This window comes from Putridiphycobacter roseus, assembly GCF_003234935.1.
Taxonomy (GTDB): Bacteria; Bacteroidota; Bacteroidia; order Flavobacteriales_D; family Crocinitomicaceae; genus Putridiphycobacter; species Putridiphycobacter roseus.
In genome coordinates this window covers 279316-293360 of the sequence record NZ_QKSB01000002.1, presented here as the reverse complement: position 1 = coordinate 293360, position 14045 = coordinate 279316, and the positions used below count along the sequence as shown (strand labels likewise).

General features: G+C 35.1%; 16 protein-coding genes. 13 read left to right on the top strand and 3 right to left on the bottom strand.

Annotated features, from left to right (window positions below):
* Positions 1-64 precede the first annotated feature (64 nt).
* From DNU06_RS05100 to DNU06_RS05060, 10 genes are all read left to right on the top strand, one after another.
* Complete coding sequence (locus tag DNU06_RS05100) at positions 65-1402, top strand: dihydroorotase (protein ID WP_111062149.1); 1338 nt, start codon at positions 65-67, stop codon at positions 1400-1402.
* Positions 1399-1746, top strand: coding sequence for a DUF4296 domain-containing protein (locus DNU06_RS05095; protein ID WP_111062148.1), 348 nt, complete (start codon positions 1399-1401; stop codon positions 1744-1746). The genes DNU06_RS05100 and DNU06_RS05095 overlap by 4 nt, the downstream gene beginning before the upstream one ends.
* A gap of 50 nt (positions 1747-1796) precedes the next feature.
* Positions 1797-2450, top strand: a complete 654-nt coding sequence (locus DNU06_RS05090; protein ID WP_111062147.1) for a hypothetical protein — start codon at positions 1797-1799, stop codon at positions 2448-2450.
* Positions 2451-2533: 83 nt separating this feature from the next.
* Positions 2534-3454, top strand: a complete 921-nt coding sequence (locus DNU06_RS05085; protein WP_111062146.1) for a DMT family transporter — start codon at positions 2534-2536, stop codon at positions 3452-3454.
* Positions 3455-3528: 74 nt separating this feature from the next.
* Entirely contained in the window at positions 3529-4356 is an 828-nt protein-coding gene (locus DNU06_RS05080) for a universal stress protein (protein ID WP_111062145.1), read from the top strand.
* 77 nt (positions 4357-4433) lie between these two features.
* Positions 4434-4892: a TPM domain-containing protein gene (locus DNU06_RS05075; protein ID WP_111062144.1), complete on the top strand. Its 459-nt coding sequence runs from the start codon at positions 4434-4436 to the stop codon at positions 4890-4892.
* 21 nt (positions 4893-4913) lie between these two features.
* Entirely contained in the window at positions 4914-5075 is a 162-nt protein-coding gene (locus tag DNU06_RS17795; protein ID WP_158526820.1) for a hypothetical protein, read from the top strand.
* Positions 5076-5095: 20 nt separating this feature from the next.
* Complete coding sequence (locus DNU06_RS05070; protein WP_111062143.1) at positions 5096-6457, top strand: methylmalonyl-CoA mutase family protein; 1362 nt, start codon at positions 5096-5098, stop codon at positions 6455-6457.
* Complete coding sequence (scpA, locus tag DNU06_RS05065) at positions 6441-8588, top strand: methylmalonyl-CoA mutase (RefSeq protein ID WP_394342425.1); 2148 nt, start codon at positions 6441-6443, stop codon at positions 8586-8588. Before DNU06_RS05070 ends, scpA begins: the two co-directional genes overlap by 17 nt.
* Positions 8589-8670: 82 nt before the next feature.
* Positions 8671-9438, top strand: a complete 768-nt coding sequence (locus DNU06_RS05060; protein WP_111062142.1) for a hypothetical protein — start codon at positions 8671-8673, stop codon at positions 9436-9438.
* A gap of 53 nt (positions 9439-9491) precedes the next feature.
* Here the strand turns inward: DNU06_RS05060 and DNU06_RS05055 are convergent, their stop codons facing one another.
* On the bottom strand, positions 9492-10511 hold the full coding sequence (locus tag DNU06_RS05055) for a hypothetical protein (RefSeq protein WP_146239154.1): 1020 nt from the start codon (positions 10509-10511) through the stop codon (positions 9492-9494).
* 219 nt (positions 10512-10730) lie between these two features.
* Between DNU06_RS05055 and DNU06_RS05050 the strand changes: the two genes are divergently transcribed.
* Genes DNU06_RS05050 through DNU06_RS05040 form a run of 3 tightly spaced genes read left to right on the top strand, consistent with a single transcriptional unit; the run spans position 10731 to position 12013 of the window.
* Complete coding sequence (locus DNU06_RS05050) at positions 10731-11075, top strand: DUF6249 domain-containing protein (RefSeq protein WP_111062140.1); 345 nt, start codon at positions 10731-10733, stop codon at positions 11073-11075.
* A gap of 2 nt (positions 11076-11077) precedes the next feature.
* Positions 11078-11641 carry an RNA polymerase sigma factor gene (locus tag DNU06_RS05045; RefSeq protein ID WP_233502964.1) on the top strand — a complete coding sequence of 188 codons (564 nt, stop codon included), beginning with the start codon at positions 11078-11080 and terminating at the stop codon, positions 11639-11641.
* A gap of 3 nt (positions 11642-11644) precedes the next feature.
* On the top strand, positions 11645-12013 hold the full coding sequence (locus tag DNU06_RS05040; protein ID WP_111062138.1) for a hypothetical protein: 369 nt from the start codon (positions 11645-11647) through the stop codon (positions 12011-12013).
* Here DNU06_RS05040 and bioA read toward each other — a convergent pair.
* Both bioA and bshB1 read right to left on the bottom strand, forming a co-directional pair.
* A complete protein-coding gene (bioA, locus tag DNU06_RS05035; protein WP_111062137.1) occupies positions 12010-13287 on the bottom strand; it encodes an adenosylmethionine--8-amino-7-oxononanoate transaminase in 1278 nt (425 codons plus the stop codon). The two genes, DNU06_RS05040 and bioA, sit on opposite strands and share 4 nt — an antisense overlap.
* Positions 13287-14003 carry a bacillithiol biosynthesis deacetylase BshB1 gene (bshB1, locus tag DNU06_RS05030; RefSeq protein WP_111062136.1) on the bottom strand — a complete coding sequence of 239 codons (717 nt, stop codon included), beginning with the start codon at positions 14001-14003 and terminating at the stop codon, positions 13287-13289. The genes bioA and bshB1 overlap by 1 nt, the downstream gene beginning before the upstream one ends.
* Positions 14004-14045: the final 42 nt, after the last annotated feature.

Genomic DNA, 14045 nt, shown 5'->3' with positions numbered 1-14045 from the left:
TTAAAATTTATCTTTCAAATACCTTAATATTTTGTACCTTTGTTTGATTAAAAAAATATAAAAAATGTCAAAATATCTTCTTAAAAATGCCACCATCATCAATGAAGGTGAAACCATACAGGCAGATTTATTAATTCAAGGCGAAAGAATTGAAAAAATTGCTGCTAATATCAGTGATCCAACTGCCGAGGTAATAGATTTAGAAGGGAAGTGGTTAATGCCTGGGATGATTGATGATCAAGTGCATTTTAGAGAGCCTGGGTTGACGCATAAAGGAGAGATTTATACAGAGTCTAGAGCAGCAGTTGCCGGCGGAATTACCAGTTTTATGGAAATGCCGAATACTGTGCCCAATGCATTGACACAAGAATTGCTGGAAGATAAATATCAAATCGCAAATAGAAACTCCTTGGCAAACTACTCCTTTTTTATGGGGGCTTCCAATGATAATATTGAGGAGGTATTAAAAACGAACCACCAAAATGTTTGCGGGGTAAAAGTATTTATGGGGTCTTCTACTGGGAATATGTTGGTAGATAATGAACAGACTTTGACTAATATTTTTTCTAAGTGCGATATGTTAATCGCCACCCATTGTGAAGATGAAGCAACGATTCGAAAAAACTTAGCGATTTATAAAGCGAAATATGGCGAGGATATGCCTATTAAGTATCATCCTGAAATAAGAAGCGCAGAGGCTTGTTACCTTTCTTCTTCTCTTGCCGTGAATTTAGCGAAAAAATACCAAACCAGATTACATGTATTGCATTTGTCAACAGCCATTGAAATGGATTTGTTTGACAATACTATTGACTTAAAAGATAAAAAAATTACTGCAGAAGCTTGTGTACATCATTTATGGTTTACAGATGAAGACTATGATAAGAAAGGAACATTAATTAAATGGAATCCTGCAGTTAAAAGCGCAAAAGATAGAGCGGCAATCTGGGAAGGGTTGAGAACGAATAAAATCGATATCATTGCAACTGATCATGCACCGCATACTTTAGTAGAAAAAGATAATAATTATTTTAAGGCGCCTTCTGGTGGACCCTTAGTGCAACATGCGGTATTGGCCATTCTTGAAAAGGTAAAAGAAGGAAATATGTCTTTAACACAAGCAATTGAAAAAATGAGTCATGCACCTGCTATTTGTTTTCAAGTGAAAGAACGTGGTTTTATTCGCGAAGGCTATTTTGCGGATTTGGTAGTTGTTGATCCCAAAAAGTCCTTGACCGTAACAAAGGAGAATTTATTATATAAATGCGGTTGGTCACCATTTGAAGGGGTGACATTCTCACACAGTATTGCAAAAACTTTTGTAAATGGTGCTTTGGTGTATGATAAAGATGCTATTATTGAAAGTCCAACTGGACAACGTTTAAGTTTTGATAGACCATGAGGTACTGGGGGGTTCTTTTAGTTTTTCTTTTTGGCTGTAATTCGAAAAACACGGAATTACCGCCTGCGGATTTAATTGAAAAAGATTTACTCATTGAAACGATTATTGACCTTGAAATAATGGAAGCTTATTACGAGCAAGTGCATAAAAGACCAAAAGTGTACAGAAAAACACTAGATAGTGCTTCGAATCAAATTTTAAGAGAGAAAGGGTTGGATAAGAATCAAATGGAAAGTACCTTGGCTTACTATAGTAATACGCCAGATTCCTTATATCAATTGTATGAAGCAGCGTTAGACACCATTAATAATATGGTAAATTTTAATAAAAACAAAAACCAATAAAATTTTGTTTTTTAATGGTGAAGTAGTATTTTTAAAACAAAACTAATCTTATGAAATTATTTACCAGTTTATTACTCGTTGTTATGGGGTTTTCCTTATCAGCGCAAATTACCATCAAAGAACAAAAAGTAGATGTAGACGGAGCAGAAAACGGCTATTTTGTTACCATTCCTTATGGAGATGAAAAAACCATTGCCAAGGATCTAAAAGAAGAAATGAAATCGTGGAAAGGAAAATTATCGACTAAAGATGTTTATTTTGCAGATGATTGTAAATTAAAAGAAATAGGAGATAATACTTTTGACGCCTACGCAAAAATTGAAGCCCTTACTAAAGGTGGTGTAAATGTTTTAGTGAAAATCGACTTGGGGGGTGCTTTTGTAAATTCTAAAGATCACCCGACTGAATATAAGGTTTTTGAAAAGAAATTATACGATTTTGCAGTAGCGACCGCTAAAAATATCATTGAAGAGGAAGCGAAAGAAGTCGAAAAAATTCAAAAAGAAAAAGAAGATGAGTTGAAGGATATCAAAGAGGAGCTTGAAAAACAAGAAGACATCATCAAAGATGCTAAAAAACAAATTGCCAATGCAGAAGAGGCTATAAAAGCTGGGAATCAAGATAAGGCAAAAAAAGAAACAGAAATTAAAGAAACAGTGTCAAAAGTCGAAATGATTAGAGAAAAGAAATCGGCTGTAAAATAAGTTTATTTATTGTACTTTAAAAGCGTGCTTGATTCATCAATGCACGCTTTTTTTTTAGTATCATTGTGCCCTTGAAAAATACAATGAAATACCAAGTCATTTTAAACCTGATTGTCCTTATTTGGGGCTTGACTGGGATTTTGGGAGATTTTATTCACTTACCGACCAATGACCATGGTAACTTTGAAATTAACCAAGTTGCCATGTCTTTTAAAATTGTATTTTATCGCACAGGTATAGCCGCATTATCTTTGTTATTAATTGGTGTGTTTCTAAAGAAAAGTCGGAAACTATCCCGAAAGGAATATTTTATATTACTAGGAATAGGAGGGGTGATTGCCTTACATTGGTTTGCTTTCTTCTTTGCCATTAAAGTAAGTACCATTTCGATTGGTGTGGTTTGTATGACTTTATCTACCTTATTTACCTCTTTTCTAGAACCGCTTATATTTAAAAGAAAAGTTCGTTTTTCTGAAATTGTGATTAGTCTCTTTATTATTGTTGGTATTGTCATCATTTTCGGCTTTGAATTTAAATATGTCTTAGGCATTACCTTTGGCATTATATCGGCTTTTCTGGCCTCCCTTTTTACGGTTTTAAATGGTAAATATGTTAAAACAATTTCATCTTTTAAAATTACAAAAATTGAAATGATAGGGGCATGCATGGTTTCGGGTATAGGTTTACTGTTTATGCAGGAGTGGAATACTGGACTCTTAGTCATGTCGAAAGATAGCTTTATGTTCCTATTAATTCTTTCCCTAGTGTGCACCACTTTTGCTTTTTTGGTAAGTGTCTGGGTAATGGAATTTGTCACCCCTTTTACAGTCAGTGTGAGTATTAATATGGAACCAATTTATACCATTATTATCGCCTTAATTTTATATCCCAATCAAGAGAAAATGTCCCTAGGGTTTTATTTGGGTGGTGGAATTATTTTATTGGCTATTTTTACTAACGCCTATTTGAAAAAAAATAATAGAAAAAAGGTAAATTATAGTTAATATTTTATTAATTTGACCCCATGTAAATTTATAATTTTTAAATTTGCGACAATCAAAACCAAGAAACTAAACCTATGGACCATAAATCTCTAATCGTTCCCCATGATTTTACAGAAGTCGCGGATGCAGCTTTAAAACATGCACTAGTAATTGCTGCTGCTATTAATGCGGATATACATGTATTGCATGTAGTAGAAAAAAGAACGGAAATTTCAAAAGCAGGAAAAAAGTTAGAGGAAATTGTAAAAAAAATTGAGAATAAAGCGAATATTAAAATCGTTCAACATACCCGAATTGGGAATATTTTTGATGATATTGGAGATTTTGCTTCTGAAACTGGCGCAGAGCTAATTATTATGGGTACACATGGTGCGCATGGATGGCAACATATTACAGGTTCACATGCTTTAAAAGTAGTTACTTCCTCTTCGGTACCTTTTATTATTGTACAAAATGATCAAATTTCTGAAAATGGATACGACGATATTGTGGTGCCATTGGATTTACATAAAGAAACAAAACAAAAATTGACTATTGTCGCTAATATGGCCAAGTACTTTAAATCAAGAGTACATGTGATTATTCCAGATGAAACGGATGAATTTTTACTGACTACAGTAAAGGCTAATATTATATTTGCAAATAAATTTTTCGCAGAAAGAAATATTCAAGTGACTACTGAAATTGCATCTTCGAAAGATTTTGATGCGGAGGTAATCAAATTTGCTGAAAAAACAAATGCAGATTTAATTGCGATAATGAATTTACAAAAAAATCAATTGTTTGCCTCTATTACTGGTAAACATGAACAAGTTATGATTACTAATTCGGCTAAAATTCCGGTATTAATTGTAAACCCTGTTACTAAATCTAATTCTGTGCAGTTTTACTTTGCCCAGTAAAAAGTTTCCATTAAATTTAATGGTTATTTATCAATTTAAAACGGTGGGTTTCCTACCGTTTTTTTTATTAAAAAAAGATGTTTAAATATTGCTTAATATTATTCTTTTCTATTCATTTACATGCTGGTATTTATCCTGATTATCAGGGTTTGATGAATGATAATGAGGGCTTGTTGCCCCCCGCTTCTGAATGGTATTTGAATAAAAAAATTATTAAAAAACAAAAGCAGACTAACCATGCATTAATGCTTTTAACGGTCTCTAATTATGCCGATCAGTCCAATTTAAGGGATTATTTGATGCGATTATATAAGCATTGGAAAATAAAACCAACTGTTTTTGAAAATTCGGTGATACTCTTTGTTTCAAAATCAAAAAATGAAGTGCGATTATTTGTCGGTAAAAAAATTAGCGATATTTTCCCTAAAAAGAAAAGGCAACAAATACTTGATCATACCATTCGCCCAGCGATAAAAAAAGGGAAGTATAAAAAAGGCATTAAAAAAGGAATGATTGAAATACTACCATTCCTCTAAATAAATTTTAACTTTGAAGCCATGTTTTACTGGGTTATTTTAGCTGCGTTAGCAATCGCATCCTTAAGTGGTTTTTGGGGAATTCGTCAAGGATACTCATTTTGGCGACAATTTATTACCGGATTTATTGCTTCTGTTGCTATTTTATCCACAATTGTAAAACTTGTCAAAGAATATTTTTAAATTAGTATAAAACAAACCTAATGAAAATTAACCATGTAGTTTTTAATGAATTTGAACCGGTTACTTTGTCGGAGTGGGAAGCTCAAATTTTAAAAGATTTAAAAGGAAAACCGCTGTCTTCTTTAAATTTTAAGCCGGAAATTGATTTGAACGCTAAAAGCTATTATCATCCCGAGGAATTTAAAGAACAGTTGTACACAAAGTCAGATTTACTGGATAAGAACAATAATGATTGGTTTATTACAGAGGAATTTGTAGACAAGGATTCAAAAGTAACCAATCAGATTATTTTAAAAGCATTGAATGTCGGCAGCAATGGGCTGCGTATTGAACTTGGTGAAAATACAGACTTTGAGCTACTTTTTCAGCAAGTAATGATGGAATATATTTATTTGCATCTTATTTTTCATGATATACAGCAAGTTAAAACATTTTCTGATTTTATAGCAGGAAAAAAAATGGGGAAATTAAGTATAGATGTTCCTTTCTTGACCGAAGGTTTGTCTACTGGAATTTTTCAACATAACCACAAGGATTTAGGATTGGTTTATCAGTCTTTATTAGCTTTAAATGCCCACACACTCTGTGTGAATGGGGCTGCATTCGCAGATTTTGGTGCAACAGCTACCCAGGAGTTAGCCATTATCATGGCAAGTTTAAATGAATACTTTCAAACTTTAACAAACGAAGGGATAGCTATTAGTGGGATTGAAAATAAAATAGCCATACAGGTTGGAACGGCATCTAATTATGTAGTAGGTATCGCAAAAATTAGAGCCTTAAAAGAGTTGCAAGCCCATTTGTTAACGCAGTGGGATTTAGATGCTAATAAATCTCCTTGGATACAGGGTGTTACTACACATAGAAATATGGCGAAAAATGATCGACATAATAATTTATTACGCCAAACCACCGAAGCCATGTCGGCCGTTTTTGGAGGCGTAAATAGTTTGGTAATATCGCCCTATAGTAAGGTTACTAACAATGATGAAATACTTGCGCCTAGGATGGCAAGAAATCTGCAATTGATTTTAAAAGAAGAATCCTATGCTAATCAAGTAGTAGATCCAGCTGCAGGAGCTTATGCGGTAGAATATATTACAGATCAATTAATTGAAAATGCCTGGGAATTGTTTATGGAAATTGAACAAAAAGGTGGGATTATAGCGGCGATTCGATCAAATTACTTGCAAGATTTATTAACGGAAAGTAAGGAGAAATATACCAAAGCTATCAACGAAAAAACCCAAACATTATTGGGGGTGAATAAGTACCCAAATACCGAAGTCGATTGGTTGCGTACAGAAAAAGAAATACCGAGCAAGAAAGGGGATTTTAATGCTTTTAATTTATTCAATTTAGAAAATGAATTCGAAAAGTAAGATGAAAAGAAAAGAAATTAAGCCATTAAGTAAGAAGCGCGTTTCAAATGGGGCACAGCAACCAGCAACTGCTATATTTGATACAGCTGAAGGTATTGCTTTAAAAAAAGAATACATTCCATCTGATTTAGATAAAGTTACGCATTTAGAATTTGTTTCTGGTATCGCACCAAATACGCGTGGTCCATATTCTACTATGTATGCCATTCGACCGTGGACGATTCGACAATATGCTGGATTTTCTACTGCTGAAGATTCCAATGCTTTTTATAGAAGGAATTTAGCAGCAGGACAAAAAGGTCTTTCTGTCGCTTTTGATTTGGCCACGCATAGAGGGTACGATTCTGATCACCCAAGGGTAGTTGGAGATGTAGGTAAGGCTGGTGTAGCGATTGACTCGGTAGAGGACATGAAAATATTGTTCGATCAAATTCCACTAGATAAAATGTCAGTCTCCATGACCATGAATGGCGCAGTAATTCCAATATTGGCTTTTTATATCATAGCTGCCGAAGAGCAAGGGGTTACCCCTGACTTATTAGCAGGGACCATTCAAAATGATATTTTAAAGGAGTTTATGGTTAGAAATACGTATATCTATCCTCCTAAACATTCCATGCGCATCATTTCTGATATTTTTGAATTCACGGCAAAAAAAATGCCGAAGTTCAACTCTATTTCAATTTCTGGCTATCACATGCAAGAGGCAGGGGCTACGGCGGATTTAGAATTAGCTTATACCTTAGCGGATGGGTTAGAATATATCCGAGCAGGAATACAAGCGGGGATGAATGTAGATGAATTTGCACCACGTTTATCTTTTTTCTGGGCCATAGGTATGAACCACTTTATGGAAATTGCAAAAATGAGAGCAGGAAGAATGTTGTGGGCCAAGTTGGTAAAACAATTTAATCCAGCCAATAAAAAGTCCTTGTCGCTGAGAACACATTGCCAAACTTCGGGCTGGAGTTTAACAGCACAAGACCCTTATAATAATATTGCAAGAACTTGCATTGAGGCAATGGCTGCCGCATTAGGTGGAACACAATCTTTACATACCAATGCGCTAGATGAAGCCATTGCTTTACCAACAGACTTTTCTGCTAGAATAGCTAGAAATACACAGATCTATATTCAAGAAGAAACTGGAATCACTAAATTTATTGACCCTTGGGCAGGTTCATTTTATGTTGAAAAATTAACCCAAGAGATTGCGGATAAAGCCTGGGAAAGAATTCAAGAGGTAGAAGCATTAGGAGGGATGGCAAAAGCAATCGAGTCTGGCGTTCCTAAAATGAGAATAGAAGAAGCTGCGGCGAGAAAACAAGCGCGTATTGATGCCGAAAAAGATATTATTGTAGGTGTAAATCGTTACCAACTCGAAAAAGAAGACCCTTTAGATATATTAGAAATTGACAATACTAAAGTTCGTTTAGGTCAAATTGAAAGGCTGAATAAAATGAAGTCGGATAGGGATGAAGAAGCTGTTCAGGCGGCTTTAAAAAGACTAGAAGAAGGATCGCGAGGAGAAGGTAATTTACTCGAATTAGCCATAGATTGTGCTCGAGAACGAGCGTCGTTGGGAGAAATTTCAGATGCCATGGAAAAACAATTTGGAAGGTACCAAGCGACTATTAAATCAATTTCAGGCGTTTATTCAACGGAAGCCATGCATGATAAAGCATTTATTAAAGCCCAACAGTTAGCGGATAAATTTGCAGCGTTGGATGGAAGAAGACCAAGAATTATGGTCGCGAAAATGGGCCAAGATGGACACGATAGAGGAGCGAAAGTTATTGCAACTTCCTTTGCTGATATTGGATTTGATGTCGATATTGGTCCTTTATTTCAAACGCCAGAAGAGGCTGCTAAACAAGCCATAGAAAATGATGTACATGTTTTAGGTGTATCCTCCCTTGCTGCTGGACATAAGACGCTAGTGCCGCAAGTATTGGAGGCCTTGAAAAAGTATGGTCGGGAAGATATACTTGTTATTGCTGGTGGCGTTATTCCTGCGCAAGATTATGATTTTTTATATGAAAAAGGAGTAATGGGGATATTTGGACCTGGAACAAAAATTTCAAAGGCTGCAATAGATATCTTGAATATACTGTTAAAATTTTACGAATAATACTTGTTAATAAACTGTTAATTTCTTTATTTTGCTACTTTTAGGCATTATATTTGAAATAAGCTAAGCAAACGAATTTATTATGAAAAAATTTACATTATTATTATATTTAACTGGTTTACTAACAACGTTCTCATTCGCACAACGACCTGAGTATAATGATTTGATAGTTTACTTTGCAGATGGTAATCTGGAAAAATTGTTAAAGCAAGCGGAGAAATATACTACAGCTGATGACTCTAGAAAAGATGCCATTCCATACCTTTATTTATCCAAAGCTAATTTAGAAATATCTAAAGGTGGAGATTTAGCAGAAGAATTTCCAAGAGCATTTAAAGATGCCGTGAAATATGCTGGTAAAGCCATTCAAAAAGATGATGATGATAGAACTATGTATAATGCAAATTTACCGCATTTTACAGCAGTGAAAAAGGAAGTTTTTGAGCAAATTAGAAATTTAGTAGAGTCAAATGATTATGGAAGATTAATGGGGGTTTTACCATTGATGGAAAAAATTGAAAAAGGAGAAATTGGAACGGCTTTCTTAAAAGCAGTTGCAAAATACCAAAGAGGAGATAAAAGTGGTTTTAGAATCGAACAAAAAGAAGCGTTAGCTTTATTGGATAATTTTGATACTGGTTCTTTAGTATTGAGTGATGACGATAGTATTGAAGAGGCTGCTAAAAAGAAAATTGATAGAGAAGTATTTAAATTCGGTATCATCCAATATGCTAAAACATTAGTAGTGATGGAAGAAACTTCAGAGGCTAAAGCAATTTTAGGTAAAGTGAAACAATTGTATGAAGAAGATAAAAACTTCATGAAAGAATACAATAAGATTGTAAACTAATTTCATAAAAAATATATAGATAAACCTTGACTTCGGTCAGGGTTTTTTTATGCCTATTTTTCCGCCATTTTGATCATCAGGGCTTGGTGTAATGCTATCGGGTTGTCTACATGTAAGCCAACAGTGATTATCGACTTGTGAAAGCCGTAGAGCTGTTTAAGTTCTTGGTGTTTTTTAAAAGTAATCAACATGTTTTGACCTTCCAAGTCTCCCATAGGAGAAAGCATCCTGTCTGTAGCACTTTTTTCAAGTTGTTTATTTGATAGCTCCACACGCGCAATGTCCTGAAAGTCTATTTTCATTTCACTCATCATACCAAATCTCAACTTTAAATGCCGTTGATCGATTACAATTGATCGGTGAAGGATAGATTTCATGAAGCCAATTATTTGAAAAGCACTGTAAATACTAAGCCCCGTGAGTATCCAAGCAAAAATTGGATGCCAACTGTTGAGCAGGAGGTGTAATGCAAAAGTTTCAATGCCAACCAGAAATAATACCACACACATCACAATAACTGTACTCGTGTTTTTGTGTACTGAAAATTCATTTGCTTGTAAAGGCGTTTTCTTCCACTTGTAAAATCCGTAATAAAATACCGCGATTTCAGTGGCTAAAAAAGGAACCAGTTTGGTGGGGACTATTTCAGCACATGTTTCTTTTAATATTTCGTAAAAATCAGTTTGCCTTTCTTGTTGAACTTTGTATGCTCGTGTTGCCTTTCTTATTTTAATGAAAATATAAGAGAAAACAAATAATTCAACCAGTGGTAGACCCCATGTTTTAAATGTATGGAGTAGTGATTGTTCTTCAATCGGAATAATTTGTGAACCAATCACTAATCCAATGATAAGTACGGGGACAACTGTGGTTTTGGGTATGTTGGATTTGCGGATGAGTAAAAAGTAGACGATAGGTACAGTCAGCAATAAATCAATGGTGATAGCTGAGCTTAGAAGGGTTTGATTGGACTGGGATATGAATTTGGCTATAAAAATTAAGCTGGCAAATAAAATTAATGGAATTCCTATGATGGAAATGTTGCGATTAAAAATTCGTTTAGATAACACCATAAGCAATATTTTAGTCTTACAAATTTACATAAAATAGACATGATGTAAGTCTATTAGCCATAGTATTTAAGTATCGATTAGATCCCGCAAAAGTTTTAAATGCTTGCCAAGCTATAAGATGGTACGCTCAAATATATTATTTTTATTTTTTTTAGCTTAAATTGTAACCTGATCTACTTTTAGTGTGACTAATGTAGTATAACTAATAAAATTTATGACATGTATCAAGCAGTAGAAATTATTATTCCATTAGCGGCCTTTGCCATGATTTTTGGAATTGTTTATTTAGGGGTTACTTCACATCACAGAAAAGAAATGGCCATGATAGAGGCAGGAATGAATCCCGATAAAAAAAAGGAATGGTCTCACTCTAAAATTCGAACGGGTTTACTTTTTTTATTGGTGCCACTCGGAATTTTTGTAGGTAATTTACTTGCAATTTACATAGATATTATGAAATCGCAAACCATGGGATTGGTATTCGGTTTTCTCTTTGGCGGAATCGCTTTGGTGAGTGCTTATTTTATTGAAAGGAAATTAGGGATTAACCAAGAGGAAGATTGAGGGTGATAGCGGAAAGTGAACTGATATCAAATATAAAATCCGGAGATGTAGCTGCCTTTAGCCAATTGATTAAATTACATCAAAAAATGGTTTTTGCGGTCATTTATCGAATGGTTGATTCTTTAGAAGATACCGAAGAACTTGCTCAAGATGTATTTGTAAAAGCGTTTAAATCGATTAAGTTATTTGAAGGCAAATCAAAATTTTCGACATGGATTTATAAGATTGCCTACTTTACTGCAATCAATCATTTAAGAAAAAAGAAAATGCTCCAAGTGCCCATCCACGAAGCATGGATTGCTGATGTAGACGAATCGACTTTGCACACCTTGAATGCGGATGACCAAAAGTATTATATTAAGTCAGCCATGAAGTATTTAAAACCTATTGAGCGTGAGTTAATCACTTTGTACTATTTAGAGGAGTTAAGCAATAAAGAAGTAGCAGAGATTACCGGAATGTCCTTGTCGAATATTAAGGTGAGTATATTAAGAATTAGAAAAAAAATGTTGGGAATTTTAAATGCTTTGTTAAAAGATGAGGCAATTAATTTAATAAAGAATTAGGAGATGGATGTAGAGAAAGACCCCATAAAAAATACCGTGCAAGAAGATTTCTTTTCCATAGAGGTTCCGAAAGATTTTTCTGAACGTGTGATGCGTAATATAGAAGTGCTAGCTGCACAAAAAAAGGTAGTTAAACCTTTGATCGCTAAAAAGGCTTGGTACTGGGTTATTGGGATTGCAGCGCTGGTTTTTGTCATTGGTTTTTGGGTTGACATACAAACCGCTGCAGCAACACCTATTGGTTTTAGTCTGCCAGAATTAAGTTTTACGGACTTTAAACTATCGATAAGGTTGTTTGCGATTATATCTTGTATGCTCACGTTACTTACCTTGGCAGATGTGTTTTATCGCAGGTTCAGAAGAAATGCTTAAGGCAGTTGATCTAAGAATGATTCAACCACGGTATAGATTTCGTCGAACTGCTCTTTTGTTGTGCAATAAGGCGCGTTGATGAAAAATACATTGCCTAATGGACGAATCAACATGCCGTGATCAATAAAATAATGATAGGCTATATTTCGGATATCAGAAAAATAGGATCCTTTATCTTTTACTTTAATTTCAAACGCTAAAATGGTGCCAGCCAGTCTGACATCTTTAAGTTTGGGGTGGTTTTTAAACTTTTCGGCATATCCTTTTTGCCAATTACAAATACTAGCTATTTTGTCTTTGGTTTCTGGAAGCGCTAATAGATCTAGAGAGGCAGCAATAGCGGCACAGATAATTGGATTTCCGGTAAAGGAATGGCCGTGTAAAAATCCGCGGGCAAATTTATCGGATAAAAATACATCATGGATTTCATTGGAGGTCACGGTTAATCCTACCGGTAATACCCCACCTGTGATTCCTTTTGAGAAACAAATGATGTCTGGTTTATTTTCAACTTGATCAATAGCGAAAAGAGTGCCCAGTCTATAAAAACCTGTCATCACTTCATCAGCAATAGTCAATACAGCATTTTGCTTTGCAATTCCAATGAGTTCATTTAACCAATTTTTATCGTACATTTTCATACCTGAAGCGCCTTGAACAAGTGGTTCAAAAATAAAACCAGCATATTCATTGGTAGCGAGTAGTGCTGCTGCTTGTGCCTTAACGACTTCCCAATTTTCCGCAGTCGGAAAAGGCAAGTAATCGACATCAAAAAACAAGTGTTCGAATGGCGCGTTAAACAAATCACGTTCTCCTACACTCATTGCGCCAAATGTATCGCCGTGATAAGCACCTTCTATGGCTAGAAACTTACTTTTTGCGTTGCCCTTATTGTACCAATATTGCAATGACATTTTTATCGCAACTTCCGTCGCCGTGGAGCCATTATCGGAATAGAAAACTTTTTCAAAATTACGGGGTAGTAGCTGTACAATTCTTTCTGCTACTTCTGCAGCTTTTGGATGCGTTACTCCTGCGAAAACAGTGTGATCTAAGGTTTGATATTGCGCACTAATCGCTTGGCCTATGTGCGCGTTGCCATGTCCATGCAAAATAGTCCACCAAGCCGAATTACAGTCTATATATTGCTTACCATCTTCGGCAAACAATAAGGCGTCTTTCGCGCTGACAATAGGAAGGGGTGGACGAGAAGTTTGGACTTGCGTAAAAGGGTGCCAAACGTATGCTTGGTCTTTATTTATTAATTCACTCACTATACTAATTCTGTTATATCGTTTACACCAGGGGTTCTTTCAACAGTAAAACCTTCTCCGTAGCTTGTACCTATAGTTCTTCCAAACTCTTTCCATCTTCCTCTTAAAAAATCGAAGAAATCTTCTCCCGATATAGGCGTAAGTGGTGCAGTAGAATCTGGATTAAAAAATTGGGTTTTATAAGCACGAATACTGGCTATTTTTTTTTCTACTTGCTCCGAAATATCAACAATGAAATCAGGTTTAATGTAGCGGTCTTGTATATAAAAGTAGACGGATTTCGGACGCCATTGCTTTTGTTCTTTTCCTTCCCAACTCGTTTTTATTTGCTTTAGTCCCGCTAAAAAACAGGCTTCTCTAACCAGTTGAGAAGCTCTTCCATGGTCAGGGTGACGATCAGAAATTGCATTGGCTAGCACAATTTTCGGTTGGAATCTTCTAATTTGTTCTACTATTTTTAACTTGTTTTCTTCCGATATTGTAAAAAAACCATCTGCCATTTTTAAATTTTCTCTGGCGTGTACTCCTAATATTTTGATGGCAGCCGCAGCTTCTGCATACCTAGTTTCAATGGTTCCTCGAGAACCTAACTCCCCTTGGGTTAAATCTACAATTGCGACTGTCTTTCCCATTTCAATGTGTTTGATAATGGTACCGGAGGCTGAAATTTCAACGTCGTCCGGGTGAGCGCCAAATGCTAAAATATCTACTTGCATGCTATTTTTTTTACAAAGATACAAGAATCAGTAAAGAACAAA

Bases quoted from the DNA above. Each gene is read 5' to 3' on its own strand.
- scpA (WP_394342425.1), top strand. From the start codon at position 6,441: ATGAATTCGAAAAGTAAGATGAAAAGAAAAGAAATTAAGCCATTAAGT.
- DNU06_RS05050 (WP_111062140.1), top strand. From the start codon at position 10,731: ATGTATCAAGCAGTAGAAATTATTATTCCATTAGCGGCCTTTGCCATG.
- DNU06_RS05080 (WP_111062145.1), top strand. From the start codon at position 3,529: ATGGACCATAAATCTCTAATCGTTCCCCATGATTTTACAGAAGTCGCG.
- DNU06_RS17795 (WP_158526820.1), top strand. From the start codon at position 4,914: ATGTTTTACTGGGTTATTTTAGCTGCGTTAGCAATCGCATCCTTAAGT.
- DNU06_RS05085 (WP_111062146.1), top strand. From the start codon at position 2,534: ATGAAATACCAAGTCATTTTAAACCTGATTGTCCTTATTTGGGGCTTG.
- DNU06_RS05090 (WP_111062147.1), top strand. From the start codon at position 1,797: ATGAAATTATTTACCAGTTTATTACTCGTTGTTATGGGGTTTTCCTTA.
- DNU06_RS05095 (WP_111062148.1), top strand. From the start codon at position 1,399: ATGAGGTACTGGGGGGTTCTTTTAGTTTTTCTTTTTGGCTGTAATTCG.
- DNU06_RS05040 (WP_111062138.1), top strand. From the start codon at position 11,645: ATGGATGTAGAGAAAGACCCCATAAAAAATACCGTGCAAGAAGATTTC.
- DNU06_RS05070 (WP_111062143.1), top strand. From the start codon at position 5,096: ATGAAAATTAACCATGTAGTTTTTAATGAATTTGAACCGGTTACTTTG.
- DNU06_RS05055 (WP_146239154.1), bottom strand. From the start codon at position 10,511: ATGGTGTTATCTAAACGAATTTTTAATCGCAACATTTCCATCATAGGA.
- bshB1 (WP_111062136.1), bottom strand. From the start codon at position 14,003: ATGCAAGTAGATATTTTAGCATTTGGCGCTCACCCGGACGACGTTGAA.
- DNU06_RS05100 (WP_111062149.1), top strand. From the start codon at position 65: ATGTCAAAATATCTTCTTAAAAATGCCACCATCATCAATGAAGGTGAA.
- DNU06_RS05075 (WP_111062144.1), top strand. From the start codon at position 4,434: ATGTTTAAATATTGCTTAATATTATTCTTTTCTATTCATTTACATGCT.
- DNU06_RS05060 (WP_111062142.1), top strand. From the start codon at position 8,671: ATGAAAAAATTTACATTATTATTATATTTAACTGGTTTACTAACAACG.